Source organism: Azospirillum sp. Marseille-Q6669, assembly GCF_965111635.1.
Map to the genome: position 1 here is coordinate 89,229 of NZ_CBCOOP010000008.1, position 21,797 is coordinate 111,025.

Annotated in this window: 26 protein-coding genes and 1 pseudogene; 9 read left to right on the forward strand and 18 right to left on the reverse strand. The window is 64.1% G+C overall.

Features of this window, described 5'->3' with window-relative positions:
* Positions 1–24: 24 nt before the first annotated feature.
* A complete protein-coding gene (locus ACWPXE_RS32860) occupies positions 25–294 on the reverse strand; it encodes a ribbon-helix-helix domain-containing protein (RefSeq protein ID WP_454021222.1) in 270 nt (89 codons plus the stop codon).
* Positions 295–1,051: 757 nt separating this feature from the next.
* Between ACWPXE_RS32860 and ACWPXE_RS32865 the strand changes: the two genes are divergently transcribed.
* Both ACWPXE_RS32865 and ACWPXE_RS32870 read left to right on the forward strand, forming a co-directional pair.
* The gene (locus tag ACWPXE_RS32865; RefSeq protein ID WP_454021223.1) at positions 1,052–1,846 is read left to right on the forward strand and encodes a tellurite resistance TerB family protein; all 795 of its coding nucleotides are present in this window, start codon (positions 1,052–1,054) and stop codon (positions 1,844–1,846) included.
* A 218-nt stretch (positions 1,847–2,064) separates the two neighbouring features.
* On the forward strand, positions 2,065–2,598 hold the full coding sequence (locus tag ACWPXE_RS32870) for a hypothetical protein (protein ID WP_454021224.1): 534 nt from the start codon (positions 2,065–2,067) through the stop codon (positions 2,596–2,598).
* A 116-nt stretch (positions 2,599–2,714) separates the two neighbouring features.
* On the opposite strand, the gene aac(6') is transcribed toward ACWPXE_RS32870, so the two are convergent.
* Positions 2,715–3,158: an aminoglycoside 6'-N-acetyltransferase gene (gene aac(6') / locus ACWPXE_RS32875; RefSeq protein WP_454021225.1), complete on the reverse strand. Its 444-nt coding sequence runs from the start codon at positions 3,156–3,158 to the stop codon at positions 2,715–2,717.
* A gap of 329 nt (positions 3,159–3,487) precedes the next feature.
* On the opposite strand from aac(6'), the gene ACWPXE_RS32880 reads away from it, so the two are divergent.
* Positions 3,488–3,946, forward strand: a complete 459-nt coding sequence (locus ACWPXE_RS32880; protein ID WP_454021226.1) for a winged helix-turn-helix transcriptional regulator — start codon at positions 3,488–3,490, stop codon at positions 3,944–3,946.
* Positions 3,943–5,199 (forward strand): beta-ketoacyl-ACP synthase II, encoded by a 1,257-nt coding sequence (fabF, locus tag ACWPXE_RS32885; protein WP_454021227.1) that lies wholly within the window; start codon positions 3,943–3,945, stop codon positions 5,197–5,199. The genes ACWPXE_RS32880 and fabF overlap by 4 nt, the downstream gene beginning before the upstream one ends.
* Before the next feature lie 384 nt (positions 5,200–5,583).
* Here fabF and ACWPXE_RS32890 read toward each other — a convergent pair whose 3' ends face one another.
* Positions 5,584–7,956, reverse strand: a complete 2,373-nt coding sequence (locus ACWPXE_RS32890; RefSeq protein WP_454021228.1) for an SIR2 family protein — start codon at positions 7,954–7,956, stop codon at positions 5,584–5,586.
* A gap of 347 nt (positions 7,957–8,303) precedes the next feature.
* Entirely contained in the window at positions 8,304–8,936 is a 633-nt protein-coding gene (locus ACWPXE_RS32895; RefSeq protein ID WP_454021229.1) for a recombinase family protein, read from the reverse strand.
* A gap of 316 nt (positions 8,937–9,252) precedes the next feature.
* On the opposite strand from ACWPXE_RS32895, the gene ACWPXE_RS32900 reads away from it, so the two are divergent.
* From ACWPXE_RS32900 to ACWPXE_RS32920, 5 genes are all read left to right on the forward strand, one after another.
* Complete coding sequence (locus tag ACWPXE_RS32900; RefSeq protein WP_454021230.1) at positions 9,253–9,681, forward strand: LexA family protein; 429 nt, start codon at positions 9,253–9,255, stop codon at positions 9,679–9,681.
* A 5-nt stretch (positions 9,682–9,686) separates the two neighbouring features.
* Positions 9,687–10,961 (forward strand): Y-family DNA polymerase, encoded by a 1,275-nt coding sequence (locus ACWPXE_RS32905; protein ID WP_454021231.1) that lies wholly within the window; start codon positions 9,687–9,689, stop codon positions 10,959–10,961.
* Between the two features lie 990 nt (positions 10,962–11,951).
* Positions 11,952–12,872 (forward strand): replication protein RepA, encoded by a 921-nt coding sequence (locus ACWPXE_RS32910; RefSeq protein WP_454021232.1) that lies wholly within the window; start codon positions 11,952–11,954, stop codon positions 12,870–12,872.
* Positions 12,873–13,019: 147 nt separating this feature from the next.
* Positions 13,020–13,664: a ParA family protein gene (locus tag ACWPXE_RS32915; protein WP_454021233.1), complete on the forward strand. Its 645-nt coding sequence runs from the start codon at positions 13,020–13,022 to the stop codon at positions 13,662–13,664.
* Positions 13,657–14,340: a hypothetical protein gene (locus ACWPXE_RS32920; protein ID WP_454021234.1), complete on the forward strand. Its 684-nt coding sequence runs from the start codon at positions 13,657–13,659 to the stop codon at positions 14,338–14,340. Before ACWPXE_RS32915 ends, ACWPXE_RS32920 begins: the two co-directional genes overlap by 8 nt.
* A 92-nt stretch (positions 14,341–14,432) precedes the next feature.
* Here the strand turns inward: ACWPXE_RS32920 and ACWPXE_RS32925 are convergent, their stop codons facing one another.
* The 14 genes and pseudogenes from ACWPXE_RS32925 to rnhA form a co-directional block, all read right to left on the reverse strand.
* On the reverse strand, positions 14,433–15,080 hold the full coding sequence (locus ACWPXE_RS32925) for a hypothetical protein (RefSeq protein WP_454021235.1): 648 nt from the start codon (positions 15,078–15,080) through the stop codon (positions 14,433–14,435).
* Positions 15,081–15,112: 32 nt separating this feature from the next.
* The gene (locus tag ACWPXE_RS32930) at positions 15,113–15,400 is read right to left on the reverse strand and encodes a hypothetical protein (protein WP_454021236.1); all 288 of its coding nucleotides are present in this window, start codon (positions 15,398–15,400) and stop codon (positions 15,113–15,115) included.
* 6 nt (positions 15,401–15,406) lie between these two features.
* Positions 15,407–17,623, reverse strand: a complete 2,217-nt coding sequence (locus ACWPXE_RS32935; RefSeq protein WP_454021237.1) for a DNA cytosine methyltransferase — start codon at positions 17,621–17,623, stop codon at positions 15,407–15,409.
* A 3-nt stretch (positions 17,624–17,626) separates the two neighbouring features.
* Positions 17,627–17,908, reverse strand: a complete 282-nt coding sequence (locus ACWPXE_RS32940) for a hypothetical protein (protein ID WP_454021238.1) — start codon at positions 17,906–17,908, stop codon at positions 17,627–17,629.
* Entirely contained in the window at positions 17,905–18,093 is a 189-nt protein-coding gene (locus ACWPXE_RS32945) for a hypothetical protein (RefSeq protein WP_454021239.1), read from the reverse strand. The genes ACWPXE_RS32940 and ACWPXE_RS32945 overlap by 4 nt, the downstream gene beginning before the upstream one ends.
* The gene (locus ACWPXE_RS32950) at positions 18,086–18,310 is read right to left on the reverse strand and encodes a hypothetical protein (RefSeq protein ID WP_454021240.1); all 225 of its coding nucleotides are present in this window, start codon (positions 18,308–18,310) and stop codon (positions 18,086–18,088) included. The genes ACWPXE_RS32945 and ACWPXE_RS32950 overlap by 8 nt, the downstream gene beginning before the upstream one ends.
* A 1-nt stretch (position 18,311) precedes the next feature.
* Positions 18,312–18,500 carry a hypothetical protein gene (locus ACWPXE_RS32955; RefSeq protein ID WP_454021241.1) on the reverse strand — a complete coding sequence of 63 codons (189 nt, stop codon included), beginning with the start codon at positions 18,498–18,500 and terminating at the stop codon, positions 18,312–18,314.
* On the reverse strand, positions 18,488–18,985 hold the full coding sequence (locus tag ACWPXE_RS32960; RefSeq protein ID WP_454021242.1) for a hypothetical protein: 498 nt from the start codon (positions 18,983–18,985) through the stop codon (positions 18,488–18,490). Before ACWPXE_RS32960 ends, ACWPXE_RS32955 begins: the two co-directional genes overlap by 13 nt.
* Positions 18,982–19,509 carry a hypothetical protein gene (locus ACWPXE_RS32965; RefSeq protein WP_454021243.1) on the reverse strand — a complete coding sequence of 176 codons (528 nt, stop codon included), beginning with the start codon at positions 19,507–19,509 and terminating at the stop codon, positions 18,982–18,984. The genes ACWPXE_RS32960 and ACWPXE_RS32965 overlap by 4 nt, the downstream gene beginning before the upstream one ends.
* Complete coding sequence (locus ACWPXE_RS32970) at positions 19,506–19,862, reverse strand: hypothetical protein (protein WP_454021244.1); 357 nt, start codon at positions 19,860–19,862, stop codon at positions 19,506–19,508. The genes ACWPXE_RS32965 and ACWPXE_RS32970 overlap by 4 nt, the downstream gene beginning before the upstream one ends.
* Positions 19,855–20,262, reverse strand: coding sequence for a hypothetical protein (locus ACWPXE_RS32975; RefSeq protein ID WP_454021245.1), 408 nt, complete (start codon positions 20,260–20,262; stop codon positions 19,855–19,857). Before ACWPXE_RS32975 ends, ACWPXE_RS32970 begins: the two co-directional genes overlap by 8 nt.
* Complete coding sequence (locus ACWPXE_RS32980) at positions 20,255–20,569, reverse strand: hypothetical protein (RefSeq protein WP_454021246.1); 315 nt, start codon at positions 20,567–20,569, stop codon at positions 20,255–20,257. Before ACWPXE_RS32980 ends, ACWPXE_RS32975 begins: the two co-directional genes overlap by 8 nt.
* Positions 20,562–21,005: a hypothetical protein gene (locus ACWPXE_RS32985; protein ID WP_454021247.1), complete on the reverse strand. Its 444-nt coding sequence runs from the start codon at positions 21,003–21,005 to the stop codon at positions 20,562–20,564. Before ACWPXE_RS32985 ends, ACWPXE_RS32980 begins: the two co-directional genes overlap by 8 nt.
* A gap of 347 nt (positions 21,006–21,352) precedes the next feature.
* Positions 21,353–21,784 (reverse strand): annotated as a pseudogene (gene rnhA / locus ACWPXE_RS32990) (ribonuclease HI); the annotation flags it as partial.
* Positions 21,785–21,797: the final 13 nt, after the last annotated feature.

The window sequence follows — 21,797 nt, forward strand, 5'->3', positions numbered from 1 at the left end:
AGTGCCAACCCGCCTTCCGGCCCGTCACTCCGCCGCCACGGCCATCTCGCAGCGGGCCTCTTCCTGCCTCGGCGTCGCCGACCTGAAATACTCCATCACGTAGACCCGCACGGCGCTGGACAGGCTGTTGGTGTCCAGCGCCTCCACGCGCTCGGCAAGGCGGGTGCACAGCGCGCCGACCGTCAGCCCTTCCCTCTGCGCGATCTCGGTCAGGGCGTCCCAGAAGGCCGGCTCCAGCCGCATGCTGGTGCGTTTCCCGGCGACACAGACATTCTTGAGCTTCTTCGAAGACATGGCCACCCGCCGTGTGTCTGGTTGCACTCTCGTGTATTCACCATCGCGGAGTCGGGGCCGAAATACATGTGATGGACTTCACATAGAGCGAGGAGGCTCGCTCCGCGGCTGGCAACGCCACAGCGGTATCCCCGACAGCCCGCAATCGCCCTGGCCGATCTGGCGCGCCCGCGCCTCAAAGGCCGCTCGCACCTCGTCCTCGGGCTCCCTGATGACAAGGGCGTCCCGGCGCTCCGCGCACGGGCTGCCGAGCAACATGGCTGCGGCGACAACTCGCAAGCGCTCGCCGGCCAGACGGTGGACCTTCCGGACATCCCGGCGGACGAGCTGGATTGAGGGCGTGACCGCCGGGTAGGGACGTCACCCCCTACGTTCGGTCGAGCCATCCGAAGATGGGCCGACGCCGGCCCGTGTTGTCCGGTCCACACAGCGGTCACTGTCCGCGACGTGTACGTGCTGAGCCAAGGCTCCCCCGCCACCCAACGTCCGAAACGTCTTCGCAGACTGCCCAGAGCTTACAGCACCGAGGTTTCACCCACCAGCCGCCCGGCCCCTGCCGAGGCGGCATTTTTTATTCCTGGAGGAGGAGCGATCCCCATGCTGCCACTGCTCATCCCCATCATCTCCGCCCTGGTGCCGGTGCCAATGGCACGCTTATGACGGCATACCGGGTTTCACCGGCGGGAAACGCTCCCATCTCTACGGCACCCGGTCACGGCGGGGAAAGGAGTCCCCAGCCCCAGCAGAGAAGGGAACCATGAGCAACCTGAGCAAAGTTCTCGGTGTCATCCTGGCCAATGGACTGGCCGGCCGCACCGGCCGGGGACCAGCCTTTGCCGCTGCGCTGCCTCTGGTCCTTGGCAAGAAAGGCAAAAAGAAGAAGAAGGGCCATTACGGCCATGGCTACGGCGCTCCGCAGGCGCCGGCTGGTGGCATGGGCTTGTTCCAGAAGGCGGGGCTCGCGTCTCTCGCCTACCTCGCTTACAAGGCGTATCAGGACAACCAGAAGCGCCCCACCGCCGCCGGTCATCCTTCGGCCCAGCCGAGCGGACCGGTGAGCGGCGGGGGCTTGAGTGGCATTCTCGACCGGTTCGGCCTCGGAGGGGCGCTGGGCGGTGTTCTGGGCGGCGCGGCGGCGGGAGGGGCCGTCGGCGGCCTCGGCGACCGTCTGGCCAACGTTCTGCGTGGTGGCACGCCGGAGCCTGACCTCGGTGACGCAAAGGCGCTTCTGTTGATCCGCGCCATGATCGCGGCGGCAAATGCCGATGGCCGCATCTCGATTGATGAGCAGCGGCGGATACTCGACAGCCTCGACGCTGCCCAAGCCGAACCGGAAGACCGTCGGATCGTCGAAGCCGAGTTGCGCACGCCGCGGCCCATGGATGAAATCATCCGTGAAGTCCGCGACCCTGAGACAGCCGAACAGGTCTATCTCGCCTCCGAACTGGCGGTGCGCGGCGGCAACGACGTCGATCGGCAGTATCTTGCCTACCTTGCCTCTCGTCTCGGCCTGACCGACGCGCGCCGTCGCGAACTCGATTCGATGATCTGATGTTCTGACCGACGCAGGCCATCGATCTCCCCAGTACACAGATCGGCTGTCGGCAAAAACAGGATTTGATCCAGTTGTGGTACTGGGGCTCGGGCACGCCAAGCTCTGATGACCTGCGCATCTGAACAGGATGCGCCTGACGCGCCACCCTGACAATCACCCCGCCGCCCGGCCCCGCCGAGGCGGCTTTTTTCATGCCCGAAGGAGGGGCACCCATCATGCTTCCACTGCTCATCCCGATCCTCACCGCCATGGCCCCAGTGCTGCTGCCCGAGGTCGCCAAGGCCGCCCTCGGCAGCGGCGAGACCGCCCAGAAGGTCGGCGAGGCCGCGGTGTCCGTCGTCTCCGCCGTGACCGGAGTGCCGATCAGCACCCCGGCGGATGCCGAGCGCGCTGTAGCCGCGGTGCAGACCGATCCGGCGAAGCTGGCCGAGCTGTACCGCCAGCAGGGCGACCACGTCGTGGCGCTGCTGCGGCTGGACAACGAGGACCGGGCCGATGCTCGCGCCCACACCGTCCAGCTTGCCCAGTCCGGCAGCCGCATCTCCTGGGGCGCGCCCATCGTCTCGACCATCGTCCTGGTGACGTTCGGCATCGTCCTGTACCGGGTGCTGAGTCAGCCGGCCGGCGCGATCGATCAGAACGCCACGCTGATGCTCGGCGCCCTGACCACCATGGCTTCGGCGGTGGTGTCCTACTGGGTCGGCTCCAGCGCCGGGTCCGCGGCGAAGGACAAGCTGCTCCGGAAGTGAGGGATTCGCTGTGACTGTTCCCCTCCTCTCCGACCTCGCCGGGGTCACCGGCTTTGCGCTGGTGGCCTTGGCTCAGACCACCTGAGCACGGTCACTATCTCGGATCGGCCACTTCTTCACAGCGACTTGCGGAAGAAAACGACGCGTTCCGTCTCTTCAAAGCCGAGCGCGGCGTGCATGCGTCGGGACGCATCATTCCGTATGTCCGCGTCGGAGGCGAACTCCGAACAGCCCTTCTCCTTTCCCCAACCTTCGACGGCCTGGATGAGCAGGCGGGCGACGCCGCGCTTCCGTTGCTCCGCCCGCACGTAGATCCCCTCCAGGAACGCGACGGGCGAGGTCTCGCATCCATTCACATAGTCCTGGCGCAACGAGCCCTCCGCAAAGCCTACAGCTACCCCGTCCTCGTCCCGAACGATGAAAGCGACCGCTCGATCTGGAGAACAGAGGTCATCGGCAGCTTCTCTGCGGTGGGTCGCGATCGGCGCCTCCGGCCACAGTTTCCATCGCAACGCGACCAAATCATCAAGCGTCTCGTGCGTGCATCGCTCGACGCGCATCCGGCGCTCCCTTTCTCTGTCCATCATCCAGTCGGGTGAGTTGCGAAGCGATGATACGGCCTTCAAGGCGCATAATGTCTATTGGGGGTCACTACACGAAAGCGCAAACTGTCCGAGATGTGAGAACGCGGGATGAGCATGAGCTCCGCCGCGCTCCAGCGCTCCTTTCTGCGCCCTTTCGCGACAGCACCAGGGCGGCCAACGCGCCTGACCTATCGACACACCTTTACCCCGGCTTAGCATGAACCTCGCGGTTCACGTTTGTAGCATGGACAGGCTTCTGCGTTAGTAACTTGCATAACGCAAGTTACTATGCGATGGTCTCCAATATGAGACGCAAACGTCTGACCGATGCCCCCTGCCCCATCGCCCGCAGCCTCGATGAGGTCGGAGAATGGTGGTCCCTGCTGATCCTGCGCGATGCGATGCGCGGCCTGACCCGCTTCGACGAGTTCCAGCGCAGCATCGGGCTCGCCACGAACATGCTGACCCGCCGTCTGCAGGTGCTGGTGGGGGCCGGCTTGCTGGAAAAGCGGCCTTACCAGGAACGCCCGCTACGCTACGGTTATCACCTGACCGACAAAGGCCGGGACTTCCTGCCGGTGCTCATCGCCATGGCCGACTGGGGCCGCCGCTGGCTGCTACCCAGTGGAGCCTTCGAGTTGGTTGATGGCGAGACTGGCCGGATCGTCAAACCGGTGCTGGTCGACCGCAGCACTGGCGAACCTATCCAGCCGGACCGGCTGCGGGCCGAGATGACGATCCCTGCAAAGGAAGAAATGGAATGAGACGTGTCGTGGTCACCGGCTTGGGTGCGGTTACCCCGCTCGGCGCCGGCGTGGTGCCGAGCTGGCGCGCGGTGCTGGACGGCAAGAGCGGCATTCGGGCGGTGACAGGTATGGATGTCGTCGATCTGCCCTGTCGCGTAGCGGGCCAAGTACCGCAAAGCGGCGAAGGCGCCTTCGACGCGGCCGCGCTGGTGCCGCTGAAGGACCAGCGGAAGATAGACCGGTTCATTCTTCTGGCTCTTGCTGCCGCGGAGGAGGCCGTGGCCGATGCGGATTGGCGTCCCACCGACGCGGAGGCTCAGGAGCGTACCGGCGTGTTGATCGGCTCCGGCATCGGCGGGCTGCCGGGACTGGCCGAAGCGGCGCTGACCCTGCATGAGAAGGGGCCTCGTCGCATCTCACCCTTCTTCGTGCCATCGAACCTGATCAACCTCGCCTCTGGACATGTGTCGATCCGGTACGGCTTTCGCGGTCCGAACCATGCTGTTGTGACCGCCTGCGCAACCGGAGCTCATGCCATCGGCGACGCGGCGCGGCTGATCGCCTTTGACGACGCCGACGTCATGTTGGCCGGTGGCAGTGAGGCGGCAATCTGTCGACTGGGGCTGGCCGGTTTCTGCGCTGCCCGAGCAATGTCCACCGGCTTCAACGACGATCCGGCCCGGGCGTCGCGCCCTTGGGACCGCGACCGCGACGGCTTCGTGATGGGCGAAGGAGCCGGCGTGCTGGTGCTGGAGGAGAGGGAGCATGCGATGCGGCGCGGGGCCACGATCTACGCCGAGGTCACCGGCTATGGCCTGTCAGGTGACGCTTACCACATCACCTCGCCTGCGGAGGACGGCAACGGCGCCTTCCGCGCTATGCGCGCTGCCCTGAGACGGGCAGGGCTGGCACCGGACGCCATCGATTACGTCAACGCCCACGCCACCTCCACCCCCGCTGGCGACCCGGTGGAGATCGCAGCCACCAAGCGCCTGTTCGGCCCGGCGGTGACTGGGCTTTCCATGTCCTCCACCAAATCGGCGACCGGCCATCTGCTGGGAGCGGCGGGTGCCGTGGAAGCGATCTTCGCCATCCTGGCGTTGCGCGACCAGATAGTGCCGCCAACCATAAACTTGGATGCACCATCAGAGGACTGCGATATCGACCTCGTACCCTTGCGGGCGAAGGAGCGGCGTATCCGCCATGTCCTGTCCAACAGCTTTGGCTTCGGTGGCACCAACGCTGCACTGGTGTTCAGCCCAGCGCTCTGACGGATATTGCCATTCCGGCGGTGTGAGTGGTTCGTTGATGAAGGGCCAGAACCGCTCCGCCGACTGCGACTTGGAAGAAATGGGGGGCCGAAACTGTAGGTGCATGCTCTCCGGCACCACCAAACAGGCCGGCCACCTTTCGCGCCCTTTCGCGACAGCACCAGGACGGGCAAGCCCGCCCCTTTCGGCTGCAGCTTGAGTGAGATTCAGCCCTGAAGCGGACACCCGAAACTAGTCTACGGTGTATCCGCCAGCCTCCCTTTGACGGATAGGGACAAATATCAGCTTTGCGCCCAAGTTTGCCGTTTATGCTCGGAACGCCTGATCCTAAATGCTGCTGTTCCATTCGTGTTCGATAGTCTTATCAAAAAATATTTACTCCCGTTATTTGACAAAACTCGCGGCGGCCGCTTCGACGCGCTTTTGGATAGCCTCAGAACCTGCGGTAGCCCTGAAGTCTGCCGGCAGCGAGGCGAGAGACTTCGCTACCTTCAGTAGCCAGAACTGTAGCGCTGTACGCTCACCGGCTGCGAGATCGCTGCTTCGTGCCGCCACAAACGGCTGCACGTAATCGAGTACCTTCACGGCATAATACCTATGGCTCTCGTCGCCGAGCATCGCATCAATCCGCTCGATCCCCTCAAGGATCACGTCAATGTTGAAGATCGCCTGCCCTCGGTTTTGCTGTGTCGCGCGCAACAACGCGATGCGGAAAGCCTGAGTATCGATCTGGTAGGTTTGAAAGCCTGGGAGGTCCTGCGCCTTCCGGTACGCCGTGCCAATATACTCGTCGGCCGTATCGAGCCGTGTCGTCTCGGCCATCGCGATAGCATACTGAAGCCAGAATAACGGTTCCGCGTTTACACGTTCATCGTAACGAAGACGTTCGTAGATGCCGATGATGATCGCGTCTGGATCTACCTTGCCCCGCAAAGTTCTCCGCAGGCTCGAATAGGCCATCATGTTCGACATAAGGATGCGGTACGGCCGCTCAATCCGGCGCCGGGCTGCGGCCAGCGTCACCTCGACTACTGCATCGGCGATCTCGTCTGGCTCAATGAAAGCGTCGATCACGAATGACGAGAAGACTGCCGAGCGGGCCTTGAAGTTATCGGAAGATGTCTCGAAGATCTCATGTGACAAATCCTCAAGTGGCTTGAGCGCCACGAATGGATCCTCTCCCACCACTGATCGCACGAAGGCAGCACCGACTGCCCCCTGATGCGTGGCGATCAACATCGTCATGGTCAGGATGCGCCGCGTAGCTCGCTTCTCGAAGAGGGGCGCCAGGGCTGCCCGTACACGGTCGCGGATCGCCGTGTTCTTGAAAAGTTCAAGCAGCAAATCACGGAGGTCCCCCCGGCGATCCGCGGCGGGCGCGCGGAGCCCGACGCGCTCGCACAATCGGCCTAAGGCTATCACCTCAGAGCGCGTAAGTGCGTTAAGGCTCACCCGATCGAACGGGTTGGGCAGAAGCTGGGCGAGTTCGTGAAACCGGACCTCGAACGTCCCTGTGCGAACCTCCAGTACGAGTTTAGCATTTGGGAGCGCTTCGCGAAGACCGCGCAAACTGTCCTGGGCGGTAGAATATTGATCGACGAACACAACAACACGGTCGATGCTGGCTAGCGTTGCTATCTCGCGTTGGAGGTCCGGATGGCCTGGCCGGAGCAGGAGACAGGTCCAGTTTCTCGACGTAAGTTCGAATGCAAGCAGGTGAAGGAAGATCGACTTGCCGTTACCGAGGCGGCCATCGACAACAAGCGATCGTTTTGACTCAACGGCGTCTGCCGCTGCGCGCACCGCGTCCGCCCGCGCGATCGCGTAATCTTCACTGGGTTGCGAACGAGCAAGACGGCTGGCACTGAAATCGCCATAGACCAGCAGATCGAACACCTCCGGGGCGGTCGGACGGGCGCCTGCCTTCTTGTCCGGCGTTGGCGTCAACGAGCGGAACGCCCGCAGGCTCTCGAGTGCTGTGGCAGTTGGGCGCGGAATGCACGCGAGCACCTTGGCGAAACCGTCGGTGCCTATGAACATCGTGCGCCCGTACTGCGCGGTGCGGCGCACGAAAGTCTGGTCTGGGGTGGGCCCTTGGATGAAGAATGTACGCTCGGCGAGCTTCGGATTGGCCATCAACAGGCCAGCGATATGGTAGTCGGCGAGGCTATAGCCGACGACGTAAAGGGCGCTAGCGAAGGCGAGATCGCGCTGAAACTGGTCGTACCACGGCGAGCGGATGACGTACTGGTTCACGTAGGAACCCTCGCCGAGGACGAGACTCTCCTTCACGTTCTCTGGCGTGATCAGCCGGATACTGCCGTGGAGATGCACGACTGCTCCATGAGGCAATTTGTTCGGAACCGGCTCCGAGACATCGAACGCGTTCGGCGGTGCTTTCTTGCTCAACCGATGCAATTCTACTGCATCATCGTAGTTAGTTGAGTAGATGCGTCGCCATGGCTCGTCGAGTACGGCCGTTTGTCCCGCAGTTAATGCGGTCAGCCGAAAAATCCTGTAGAGTTCGTCACGAAGCTTCCGGGGGTTATCCTCGGCGAACTCCTCGCTGAGGACCTGCAGATCATAGTCCGTATCCGCTGGGAGCTTGAGTTGTTGAATGAAATGGCGCCGCAGCCCCTTGCCGTTCGGTGGACTTTCATTCGAGATATTGGTCGCTCCGAGACTGAACCCGGACCCAAGGAAGAGGATTGAGGATTGAGGGTCGAACTCCTCGATTCCGTCAATATCGTGCGCCATTGCTCCCTCCATTTTAGGCGATAGTGTGATAATTCTCTCGAGATCGCAATCTTCAACCGCAGTTTTTGCAATTTTGAAATCTATAAGCTGTCCGTCTATTTCTGGCCCAAGGCAGACGCCCCCGCAGTCCGCAAAACGGCTCTTTGACGGCCACACTACAGGCTGTTGGCCAATCCACCACGGCGACGAGTTTCCGGACAAACCTCGCAGTCATTTAGAACGCACCTTGTCCGCTCCTGGCGGTCGGCCAAGCTGCCAGCTACTGCGTCGACGACCGGCGATCGACATTGAAAAGCAGTTGATGGCGCATTTCTATGATGCGCCTCGTGTAGGTCGAGAGCGCCCTTTCACGATTTGGGTTCGCGCCGTCGCCGATACTCGGCAAGCGCCCGATACAAGGTCCCCCGATGCACGCCGAACTGGTCGGCAACCTGCTGGCCAGTCACAGCCGGATCGCCCAACAGCCGTTCGGCCATAACGAGCTGACGGTCGGTCAGCTTGGGTGGTCGGCCGCCGCGCCGTCCCTTGGCCCGCGCCGCCGCCATACCGGCCTTGGTCCGCTCGCTGATGAGGTTGCGCTCGAACTCGGCCATGGCGCTGATCACCGTGAACACCAAGCGACCGACCGCGCCGCCCGTATCGATGGATTCCGTCAAGCTGCGCAGCACTACGCCGCGCGCCTGGAGCTGGTCGGCGATCTTCAGCAACTCGGCGGTGCTGCGCGCCAGGCGGTCGAGGCGCCACACCACCAGTACGTCACCGCGGCGGCATGCCTTCAGGGCGCCGGCCAAGCCGGGACGGTCGGAGCGCACCCCGCTTGCCTTGTCGCTCCACACGTCGGCCTCGGCTACCCCGGCGGCCGCCAGAGCGGCGAGCTGGAGATCGAGCCGCTGATCTTCGGTCGAGACGCGGGCGTAACCGATCAGATGCGTCGCGGGGCTGTTGTGTCGCGTTTGGTCCATGCCCTTTGACGACAGCATACCGCGACAGGTTTTGCAACAGGCGCCAACACAGCTTCCCGGTTGCGCCGATCCTGTCGCATAACCGCTCCTTTTTCATCCAATCCCAACGGAGACATGCCATGAACGCCATGTTCCTGGCGCACACTGTCGCGTCCGACTTCTGCCTCTTCGAGACCTTGTCGCTGAGCGCCAGCCCGCTGGTCCCGGCGCTGGGATGGGCATGACAGCGGAACTGGTCACCGTGATCCCAGCTTTGGTGTCAACGACTCTTTGTTCTTGAAAAGTTCTTTTCCCGCGCCATCCTCCCAACAAGGTCAGGTGGGTGGAGGGGAGCATGCAGGCGCCAGAGCCGATAGTGATGCGGTCATGCCCGGTCGTGTCTGTCGAGGCCGTGGTGCCGGCGGGATTCCCGTCGCCCGCGGCCGACTACATAGAAGGACGAATCGATCTCGCCGAGGTGCTGGTGCCCCACCCTTCCGCCTCTTTCACCTTGCGCGTCTCCGGTCATTCCATGGTCCGGGCCGGCATCCATGACGGCGACCTTGCCATTGTCGATCGATCGCTGACCGCCCGTCACGACGATGTGATCGTCGCAGTGTTGGATGGGGAACTGACGTGCAAGCGACTGCTGAAGCGTGGCGCCCGCGTGTGGCTGGTGCCGGATTCAGATGACACCGCATACCGTCCGGTCGAGGTCACCGACCGGCCCGACTTTGAAATCTGGGGCGTCATCACGAGCACCATCCGCCTGCATCGGCGGTGATGGTTATGGCGCCGCCGCGGGTCTACGGACTGGTGGACTGCAACAACTTCTACGTCTCATGCGAGCGGGTCTTTGATCCCCGGCTCGAAGGCGTCCCGGTCGGCGTGCTTTCGAACAACGACGGCTGCTTCGTCGCCCGCTCCGCCGAGCTGAAGGCGCTGGGCGTCAAGATGGGCCAGCCCCTGTTCGAGGTGCGCGATCTTGTCCGGCGCCACCGGGTGCGGGTGCTGTCCTCCAACTATTCTCTGTATGGCGACCTGTCGGCCCGGGTGACCGACTGTCTCCGCGGCTTCACCCCACGCCTTGAGGTCTACAGCATCGACGAGTCGTTTCTCGACTTGAGCGGCTTTGAGGGTCGGGACCTGCTGGCCTACGCCGCAGAGATCCGGGCGACGGTCCGCCGGTGGACCGGCATTCCGACCTGCGTGGGGATCGGGCCGACCAAGACGCTCGCCAAGGTCAGCAATCATGCCGCGAAGAAGGCACTGCTGGACGACAGCGGTGTCTGCGATCTGGGCGGCGAATCGGAGCGTGAGCATGTGCTGCGCGTCGTGCCGGTCGAGGACGTCTGGGGCATCGGCCGGCGCTCGGCAGAGAAGCTGGGCATGCTCGGCGTGAAGACTGCGGCGGACCTGCGCGACATGGAGCCCCGGCGCGCCCGTCAGGTGCTGACCGTGGTTGGGGAGCGAATCGTCTACGAGCTGCGCGGGCTCTCCTGTCTGCCCCTCGATCAAGCGCCGGCGCCGCGCAAGACGACGGCGGTCACTCGAAGCTTCGGCCAGCCGGTCACAGAATGGGAGCCGATGCGGGAGGCGGTGGCGGCCTACGCGACCAGGGCCGGGGAAAAACTGCGCGCCGAAGGGCTGGCTGCGGAGGCCCTCCAGGTCTTCATGCACACGTCACCCTTCCGGCCGGGCTCGGCCTACAGCAACGTCGCGACCGTCGAACTGCGACCAGCGACCGACGACACCTTCACGCTGATCGCCGCGGCGACGGCCGGCGCCCGCAGGATCTGGCGCGATGGGTTCGCCATGTCCAAGGCCGGGGTGATCCTGACCGGGCTCGTGCCCGTATCCAAGGTGCAGCCGGACCTGCTGGCTGCTGCCGATCGGGCGCGCGGCGCGCGGCTCATGGCGGCGATGGACGCGATCAACAGCCGGATGGGCCGCGACACGCTGGTGCCGGCGGCCACCATGGGCCGGGCGTGGCGGATGCGGCAGGACAGCCGGTCGCCCTCTTACACGACGGAGCTGGACGACGTGCCGGTGGTGCAAGCGTAAGGCGGCAGTAGATTGTGTGAATCTGTGACAATCCTGTATTTAAGGACAATCATAGATTTTGCTTTCCACTACGCTACAGTGCATTGTCATGTTGCCAGTTATGACCCTGTTATCCATTGGATAGACTGTATAAACATCCCATCCAGGGCGCGAAAAATCCTCTTTTATATAATCAGCCAGCCCGCCATCGCAAAAAACAAGATACTCTGAACGATCTATGCTCGCGGGAACTCCATACACTTCCCCACAACCTCGCACTCGGTTAGAGGATAATGTCGAAACTACCGACCTAAAATCATTATCATTAAGTTTGCCAACTTTCCTCGCAGATATTAACCGAATTTTACCTGCCTCATCTATAACGTCTCCCGCCTTTGATTCATTTTGTGTGGTATGTGATTCATCAGATAATGGCGTTAATATACAACTGGCATAAAAAGTCAGCCCCACAGCCGATGCAAGCAACAGTACTATTCTTATCATAATTGTTATCGCTCACATTTATAATAGAGTTCACCCAACGAAGTTGGAGCATATTGCTGTTATGGTCAATATGGATTTTACATTGTAAAGATTCCCCATTAATGATGCTTAAACATTTGCCCCATAACGCTTGCATATTTCATAAGGCATTTCTCCAACTGATCTCTAATTGGATGAACGTCTACCCTGGTTGCCGAGTCGCGACGTGTGGGGAGAAGCGACCGATCTTCGCCCCTCGATTCGCCAATTCCATCTCGTGGGGAGAAGCGACCAGCACCGTTATCCCGTGGGGTAAAGCGACCACGGGAACGACAAGGTACTATTGTCCCATGGGGTAAAGCGACCAAACTGTGGGGAGAAGAGGCGCGACTCGGTTTTTCCCGTGGGGTAAAGCGACGAATCAACTAGTTATGAATCCTAATACCAACAAATAGCATGGTCGCTTATCCCCACATTGACTCTTGGACAGTCGCCCAGCAGCATGCTGCCAGATGGTGAGGGATGGTCATGGGCGATATACACGAACTGGTCATCAAGCACGGGCGCGAAGTCGCTCGGGCCATGGTGCGTCCGGAAGATCGACCGCTGGTCGACATCGCTGCGGAAATCCTTGCCGATGAGCGCCAGAACCTGGGCATCACCTACTCCGGTTTCTGCCTTACCAGCCTGCCACACAAAAAGCTCGCCGACGATGCTCCGTGGGAAAAGCGGGGCCATCAGGTGACTCTGCTTGTCGAGCCAGGCCGCCTCAAGGTCAACGGCAAGATGAAGCTGTTCGGCATACCCTACGGTGCCCGCGCCCGTATGATTCTGATCTACCTTCAGACGCAAGCGATTCGAACCGGGCGCCGCGAAGTCGAACTCGGCCGCTCAATGCGTGACTGGCTGACCCGCATGGGGATAAGCGTCGGCGGGGAGACCTTCAAAGGGTTCCGGGAACAGTCGCTTCGCATCTCCGCGTGCAGCCTGAAATTTTTCTGGGACGGCGCTGAGGCTGATGCCTTCGAGAAGGGCGGCATCGTAAAGCGCGGCCTGATTTTCCACGACAATGCCACCGATGAACGTCAAGGCTCGCTCTGGGAAGATGTGGTCCAGCTCGACGAGACATTCTTCCAGGCTCTCCAAGATCATCCGGTCCCATTGCTGGAAGAAGCTATTCGACAGCTCAAAGATCGTAGCCTGAGCCTGGACCTCTATGTCTGGCTCGCCTACCGCCTGCATTCGCTCCAGAAGCCGCAGCCGATCACCTGGGCGTCCCTCTACGGACAATTCGGCGCCGGTTACGACCAGATGAAGCACTTCAAGCCGCGCTTCGTCCAGGCCATGCAATACGCCCTCGCGGCCTACCCCGGCGCCAAAGTCGAAGGGGCCGATGAAGGGTTCATCCTGCATCCGAGCCGGCCTCCGATTGCCCGCCTGACCGCATGACGGTGTGGGGTAAAGCGACCGGTCGCCTAACCCCACACCCATCGCTTCTTGACGCCGCCCTCCCCTATCGCGCACCCTCAGCCGAATTTCACCGGTACCGCTCGCGACCTTTCACGCGACGCTCCGGCCAAACCGGCAGAGGTTGGAATGGGCCGAATCATCACCGTTGGCAGCAGCAAGGGCGGCGTCGGCAAGACCACGCTCGTCAACGCGCTTGCCGAGTTTCTCAAGCGCCGCGGCGCATCCGTTTTCTGCATCGATGCCGACCCGAACAAGAACCTGAGCGGGTGGCTTGCCGCTACCACGATGGTCGAGTTCCGGATCGTCCAGGCCGATGATCTGGTCCAGGTCGCGAATGAGGTCTCCACCAGCCACGACTTCGTGTTGGTCGACGTGCCTGGCGCCAACAGCACGGCGTTGGTCAATGCGATCGACATCTCGTCGCTTGTGCTGATCCCGACCAAGGCCGACGCGAAGGATGTCGTGGAGGCGTTCCGCACCTATCAGCACGTCGTGAACGCGATCACGAAGGCGCGGCGGTTCTCTCCGAAAGCGCACATACCCGCGGCCGCTGTCCTGTCGCAGGTTGACCGCCGGGCCTCGGTGGATCAGATCGCCCGAAAGCAACTCGAAGGCTTGTCGATCCCGACCCTGAAGGCGGATCTCGGGCTGAAGGCCTCAATCAACCATGCCAGCTTCGCACAGAAGCCGGCGCCCTACTCCGCCATGGGCGACGACATTGAAGCCATCGGCGCCGAGGCCCTCGCCCTGCTGGAGACCTTCCGTGGCTAAAGAGAAGGTTGCCGGGAAGGACTTCGAGGTGGTGCGGAAGCCACGAGTTCGGAAGCCGAAGGAGGCCCCACCCTCTCTGGCTCAATCGGCCTACCTGACAACGGTGATGAACACCGTCGCCGCGCCGGTTGAGCCCCCTCCCCCGCCGATGGTCCAAGCGATGGACGGCGACGTCTTCCCTCCCCTTCCGGAGGGACGGATTCCCCAGACCGTTGATGAGTTCATCAACCGGATCTCGGAACTCTGGGAAGACGCCCAACAGCGGTTCCTTCGGATCGGAGAGCTGCTGTCCATCGCGGAAACCCGACTGAGCGAGGAGGACCGGGCGGCTCTGTACGATGGACTGAACCGTCGCTTCGGGAAGTCGGCCCGCTCCCAGCTCATGAGCGCCTATCGCGCAATCCGCGACAACGTGGTGCCGGTCGAGGTGGCTGCAGCGGGTTACGGCACGGTCTACATGCTGGCCCGGCTGTCCGACGATGAGCGCCAGCAAGCGGCCGAGCGCGGCCTGCTGCGCCCGGATGTTCGGCAGTCCGAAGTTCGGCAGTTCTGGAAGGCCTTGCGTGGTCCGGCGCCTTCAAATGCCACGCGCCGGGCGGAACTGGAAGCGCGTCGAGCGAAGCTGCTGCTGGAGATCCAGAAAATCGACGACGAGCTTGCCGGTTTAATCAATTAAACCGGGCCGGAGTTTAATCGATTAAACCGGAGCCGTGGGGCTGGAGCGCATCCAACTGGTGATGCTCCAGCCCCTCCCCTTTCCGCCCTGTCCTATCGGTAAACCGCCCGGCACACGGCTTCGACTTTATCCAGGTCAAGCCAGTCGTCGGGACGGACCGCGGTTTCCATGTCGATCCAATACGGCCCCGTGGCGGCGATCTTTCTCAGCACCTCGGTCACGTTGCCGGGGCCGATCCCACCGGCATAGCCGACCAACCGGTTTCCGCCGGGATGCTGTGGCCACTCGTCCGGCGCCCTCCCCTCCCCGGCCGAGCGGTCGAACAGCCAGTCCACCGCCGTGCCGGCTGGGAACTCCAGGTCACGAGTTTGGGCGATGCCACGTGGCCCACCCCACTCTTCCATCTCCCGCCCAATCGCCCCGGCGTCTGGTGAAGGGTGGTTGACCTGCACCCGCCGAAACGGGGTCAGGTGGAGGCCGGTTGGCGTGCCGCCCATGATCCGTCGGGCATGCGCTCCGCAGAGGTGCGCGGCCAGCCGCGGGAACCCCGCGCACACGATGTGCGTGATCGTCCCTCGATCAGGATACCGGGCCTCCCTGCCCTGCCGGGACTCGCTGAACAGTACGCCGAACTCGACCGGGTAGACCGTGGCGATGTGAAGCGCGCGGGCAAGGTCCGTTCTGGCGTCCAGGCCGGTGAAGGTGATGAACTCAGGGGTGTGCAAGCTGCTGATGCTCATGCCGTTCGACCTCTCCAATGTGGGTGGTGGGCTCATGCAGCCTGCCGGCGGGAACGGGATCGCAGCCCTTCGCATCGCCGCTTGTTGCTGTACTCCAGTTCGGTGAGGTGGGCCGCCTTCGGCACCCTGTATTCCGGAGGTGGCGCCGCGTTGGTGATGCCGGATTGATCGCGAGCCTGCTCCATCCTGGTCCGCCTCTCCTGTGGGGTGATGCGTCCGGCCCGGAAATCCTCTTCGATCTCGGCGAACCGGCTCTGATAGGCATCGAGGCGCTGGTAATGATACGGCGGCGGGGTGGCGCCGGGGTTGGTGCTGGGCATGACGGGTCACTCCGCCACGATCTGGCTGCTGGTGTCGACGGCGAGCGCGATGGTCAGCGGCTGGACCCAGATGGGGTCGCTGCTGAGCATGAAGCTCTCACCAGACCAGGCGAGCAGGAGCGTGCGGCCCATCACCGACGCCATGGCTGCGGCGGCATCGGGCGGAACCATGTTTCCGATGTGCTCGCGCCATGCCGCATCACTGCTGCCGGCCAGCGTCAGGCAGGGATTGTCGAGATCCACGAGGCTCTGAAGCGCAGCCAGTTCCAGCGTCGTGAATGGGCGGTGCCACGTTCCATCGGTGGCCTGGATGACCGCCACCATCTTCTGGTCCGGGGCGGGCAGGCCGCTGACCGGCTCGCCAGCGACTTCCCGCGGGTCAGCAACGGACCAGCGGCCGTTGTTGTTCTTCGGGTGGCCCGTCACGGCTCCGCTGGTTTCATCCCATCCCAGCACGCCGTAATGCCCGCCCGTCGTGTAGGCCTCCTTCCCATCCCGGAAGCAGTCGGGCCGGGGATCGGCGACCGAGAAGGCCCCGTTGGGCGGCAGGGACTCGCCCGCCACGGCACCGGCGGCCTCGTCCCAGGTCCGCACCCCCAGCGCTCCGTTCCGGCGGTCGGTCGAGCAGCGTGGGTCCGCCACCGACAGGGCACCGGAGGTGAAGCCGTGGGAGGACGATGCGCTCCCGGTGATGGTCGATGACGGGTCTCCGTAGGGGATCACGCGGAGTTTGCTGGTGTGGGCGTTCGGGTTCCACTGGCACCGAGGGTCGGCAACAGAAAAAGCCCCCTGGCCGGTAGTGCTGGCCGCGATCACAGTCCCGGCGTATTCATCAAAGCCGGTCACCCGATACTTGCTGGTATGGCTCCCGACGGGCGCGCGGGGGTCGGCAACCGCCATGCCGCCAGAGGTTGGCCCCTGCCCGGCTGTTATCGTTGCGCAGGGCTCACCAAATCGGACGACGCGGTAGACGTTGTTAAACCGCCCCCGCTCGTTGTAGCGCGGATCAGCGACCGAATGCGGACCCTGGCCGGGCGATTTCACGTTGATGATGGCGCCGGTCGGTTGGTCCCAGGTGCGGACGCCGTACTGGCCATACTGATCAGCGCCTTCGGGGTGCCGAGGGTCCGCCACGCTGAAGGCGCCCGCGCCAGGGCGGGCATTGCCGGTGACCGTGCCGGACGGGTGCGCCCAATCCTGAACCCCGAGATAGCCGGTGCCTTCGCGGGTGCTGGTGGCGCGCGGGTCGGCCACGCTGAATCGTCCGGTGGTCGTGCCGGCGTTCCCCGTGATGGTCGGCGCCGTCCCTTCCCAGGGCAGCACACCAAGGATGTCGTCCCGCCACCGGCCGGCAGGCACGATCCCATAATCGGTCAGCACGCCGTCTTCGACGCGCAGCCGGTTCAGCGACCGCCAGTCCGAACCGGCTTCCACGAAGGCCAGCCGCACCCACGTCTTCCAGTGCAGGGACGGCACCCGATGCATCGGCCCGGCCAACGGGTCGCCGGGCAGGGGCAGGCGCTCCAGCACCTCGCCGACGCCGCGCAGGCGGCGCTTCGGCGGCTCGTAGAGGAACGGCGGCACCTTCGCCATGTGGCGGGCCACCATGAGGAACCGCTTGCGGCTCTGCGCCAGCCCGCCGATTTCACCGCAGTCGTGGACGGTCTCGGCGACGGCATAGCCGTAGCGGTGCAGCATCTTGATGATCTTGTCGAGCAGGCCCCGGCTGCGCTGGGCGATGCGGGGCACGTTCTCGAACAGGATCAGTTCGGGCGGATCGTCGCTCCAGGCTTCCAGCGTCAGGAAGACGGCGCGTAGCGCCAGTTCGTTGAGCGCGATGTACTTCGGCGCCTGCGCCGTCTTCGTGCTGATCAGGCCCGAGTTCCCCTTGCATGGGGTGGACATGAAGACGATGTGCGGGCGCTCGTTGCCGGCGGCGCGGCGGAAGTCCTCCGCCGTCGCCGGGCGCCAATCTGCCGGCGGCCCCTTCCCATGGAAGGCGACGTACTGGCGCCGGTCGAACAGGTCCAGCACGGTGCCCTTGATACCGGTCACCTTTTCCAGCGAAGCCGTGGCGACAGGATCGACGTCCACCGAGCCGATGCACCGGAAGACAGCCTCCATGTTGCCGACGCGGGCCGTGCCCCGGTTGAAGCCCTTCACACCGCCGCCGATGCCGCCGCAGACGTGGAAATGGCGGACCTCACGATATTCGGTCAGCATTGGTCACGCCCCCTGCCCGGCCATGAAGTCACGCACGGCCAGAAGCCGCGCCAGATGGCGGCGATCCTGCTGGTGAAGGCGCTGCTGCCGCTCGGCACTTCCCTCGTACCGGGTCGGGTTGCTGGCGACGACGCGGGCCTCATGGATGACGAGGTCGAGGGCGGACAGCGCATCCGAGACGGTCACGTTGGCGATCTCCGCCGGCGCGATCTCAACCTGGACCGGAGGCGGCGCCGTGATGCCTGGAGAGGCAAGCGGCGGAAGGGTGCGGGCCGGGTGGCTCATGGGACGATTTCTCCGGAGATGGTGACCAGCCGGCTCGCACGATCGGCGTCGGCGCCGGCGATGTGGGCTTCGGCGGTGCGGTAGCCGGCCTTGACGGGGTGGGAGAGCCAGCAGGCCAGATAGCCGACGGCGAACAGCGGCCAGCCGAGCAGGAAGCGGGGCAGGCGGGCGAGGGCGTCACGCATGGCCGGCGCTCCCGATGACGGTGGCACCGGAGCGAATGCTGGCCACCGCCGCCTCAAGCGTGAGCCGACCGGCGCGGGCAGGGGCCGCATTGGCGGTCCGGCGGTCGCCGTCCTGGTCGAGAAGGTCCGCCTGCTGGCGCAGCATGTCGGCCATCAAGGGCAAAGCTCGGGTGTTGCCCGCCGTCACCGGGCGGGCCGATAGGATCGGAAAGCGCATTTCAGTGCTCCAGGGAGAGCGGGGTGATTTCGGTTTGGCCGGGGATTTCCCGTAGGGCGTAAAGGCGCTCGAAGAGGGTGCGGCGGCGCGGGATCTGGGCGGGGTTTTGAACTGCGCCGGCAACGGGGGGATAGGGCGCCTGCCCCATCGCCGCCCTGCCCGGCTCGCCGGCCTCGGCTATGCGGCGCATGTCGCCTCCTGTGCCGCAGCGCGCCGCTCCAGCTCCCAGATCTGAGCCTGGAGCGCGGCGTCCAGCCGGGCGTGCACCTCGTTGTGAGCCTTGGTGACGTTGATCGTCACGGCATCGGCGCCATCCCCCTTCCAGGCCTTGGCGAACGCCCGGCCATCGGGCCGGACGCCGCTCATGATGGCCCAGCGCTCGGAAGCCGGGGCCTCCTTGCTCTTCGGCTTCGGCAGGGCGGCGGACGCGCCTTCCAGACGCTCGGCGTAGCAAACCGTCGGCAGCCATCCCGACTTCTGCCTTTTGTCGCCCGGCTCCGTCATGGTCGGCCCGAAGCGTTCAAAGACACTGCGGCTGGTGGCGTCACCATCCCCCAGGGCATAGGCGACGATCCGGGATAGCATCAGGCTCTTGAATTCGGTTCCCCGCACCGCGGCGAGAGCCTTCTTGACGGCCTGGAGATTGGGGTTGGTGGCGTACGTGATCGGGATCACGGCAGGTCTCCTCGGAGTTGCCAATAACGGAAGGTGGAATCGAGTTCGGCCCACAGGCTGGCCGCCTGTGAGCGGGGGGTGATCTGCCGCTTGCGATTGACGCCGCAGTGCAGGCAGACGGTGTCGGAGGCGTCCTCTATCGTCTCAATGGGCTCTCCGGCCCAGCGGGCGAGGAAGCGGCGGAATGCAGCATCGCGGCACCGCATGGCTGCCTGTGCCGCGGGCTTCATCTCGTCCCAGTTCTGACCAGGGCGACCGAGGAAGACCGGCGGTTTGGGTTCGCCGTCGTCATCCAGCTCCACGGCGACCAGAATGAACGAGGCGCCGGCCGACGCGTTCAAGAACAGGTCGGGCCGGTCGTGCGGGTGGAAGTCGAGCGCGACACGATAGCCGCCGTCGCCGTTCTGGCGGATGCCTTCAGGCGCGAGCCGGCACTCCATAGCCACGGAGGCGCGGGACGCCCGGTTCGGCATGGTGGGAATGGCGGAGATCGGGCGGCGGGGCAGGGCGGCGGCCTCGGTCACCGGCTCTCCCTTCCCTCGAAATCACGCTGATAGCCGGACAGCTTGAATGCCTGTTCGCGGGCGGCTTCCAGGAGAGCGCCGATCCAATATTCCACACTGTTCAGTTCCGAGATCGAGGTCACGCTGTCGAAGCCGAACATCTTCAGTTCGGCCACCAACAGGTCGCGGTTAAGCTCCCGGAGCGCGCCGGTCAGCCGGTGGTTGGCTTCCTCGAGGAGTGCATTGCGGTGATCGTTCGGCAGGTCCGGCCAAGGCCAGCCCAGTCGGCAGGTCTGCCGCGTCACGAGGCGTTCCAGAACGTCCAAGTGGTGGGAGGGGCCGTAATAGGGCAGGGCGAGAACCGGTTCATGCATGGGCCAGACTCCTGGAGCTGGTGCGCCGCGTTGCGACCAGATAGGCGACACCCTCGGGCGTCACGCGGATCACGCGGATGCGGTTGCTGATCTTGTGGTAGCTGACGTATCCGGCCTCCTGGCAGGCCTGGAACCGGGGATCATTCCAGGCTGAGGACCGGACCTTCAGGCCACCGCTGGCGGCGGCGATGGTGGAGAGATACGCGCGGGCGGCGCGGTCGAGGACGTCGCGGCCATCAGCCGGGGAAACCCGTTCGGCCCGGCGCCGGTGGGAACGGTCTGCACCACCACCGCACCCGGCGCAGCGGCGCGGGAAGCCGTCGCCGTCGTCGTCTCCGATCAACTCGCCGCATCCTTCGCACAGGGTGCCGTCCAGCATCATGTCGGCGATCTCACCCATGGATCACCTCCCCATTCTTGCGACGGATGAGCGTTTCGCCGGATCGGAGGGATACGGTGAGGACCCCCTGCTTGATGTCGACCTTGGCCGCCAGTGGGTGGTCGCAAAGGAGTTCGGTGGCCTTCCGGAACGACAGCGTGCGCAGACGCCGCTCCAGGGTCTCGGCAGTGTCACAGTGGGCCAGCCCAATGGAGAACAGGCGGTGCAGGATCACCGCTTCCGATGTCTGCTCAGCGGATGCCATCTCCGCCACGCGCTGTGCTTCCCACGGGGAAACGGAAAAGTTCTTCCGGAGCGTGTCACCCATGGACGGCCTCCCCTCGTGCGGAAGCGGGGTGCATAGCTGCTGGGGCAGGAGGCGTCGGGATCTCCTCCATCCGAAGCGTGTATGGAATCTTCCCCAGCGCCTCCTTCAGTTCGGCGGCCTGCTGGTCGAGGTCGGCATCGTCGAACCACGCACCCATGCCGACGAGCCGCGCGAGTTCGCGCGTCGCGTAGTAGCGCAGCGTGGCGGCGGTCATGACGGGCAGGGCGACGGATGAAACGCCCGGACCATGGGTGAGCGTCCGGACGGCCACCGTGATAGCGACGGCGAGATCCGTGGCATCTTGAGCGAACGATGCATGGGCACCCATCTCAACCCAGGTCGAGAGACGTCCATGCTCCTTCTCGGCATGGTGCAGGATCGTCCAGAGCGATTCCGCCGGCAGGATGACGTGGGTGGGGAGTGCTGGCTCAGCCATGACGGCGCCGTCCCTTCATCGGCAGGAAGTCCATGATCGAACGCGAGCGACAGGGAGACCGATATCCAGGGCATTGCAGTCCCGGCGTCTTGGCAAGACACCTGGAGCTGTTGGACATGGTTGTGTCCCCGGCCCGCAGCGTCTGTCCGCAACGGTGGCAAACCACCGGGTCATCAGGGGACCATTCCTGAAGTGCAGGAAATATCTGGCGGGAAAGCTGGCGGCGCGGATCACGCACGAGCCACCTCCAGGTCTTGCGCAACCAGGCGTCGGGTCGGCGCGGTGTTCATCGGGGTTGAGGAGGGCGCGGAAGGGCAGGGCAGGGCGGCGCGCCTTTGGGCTAGAACCTCCTTTCGCCCGCGCGTGGCCAGCTTGTCGGCGCGCTCATTCCCGGCGTTGCCGGCATGCCCCTTCCCCCACATCCAGGTGACGGTGTGCAGGGCGACGAGCTGGTCCAGTTCAGTCCAGAGTTCAATATTCTTGACGGGCTGCTTGTCTTTTGTTCTCCATCCGTTCCGTTTCCAGCCAGCAATCCACTTCGTGATCCCGTTGCGCAGGTACTGGCTGTCGGTGTGGATCTGCACGTTGACCGGACGGGTGAGCGCCTTCAGCGCCTCGATGGCCGCGGTCATCTCCATCCGATTGTTGGTGGTCTCCAGGTCGCCGCCGCAGAGTTCCTTTTCGGTGCTTCCCCAGATCAGGACCACACCCCAGCCGCCGGGGCCGGGATTGGGATTGCAGCCGCCGTCGGTGTAGACGTGGACGATCCCAGCCGGCACCGCGGGCGGGGTA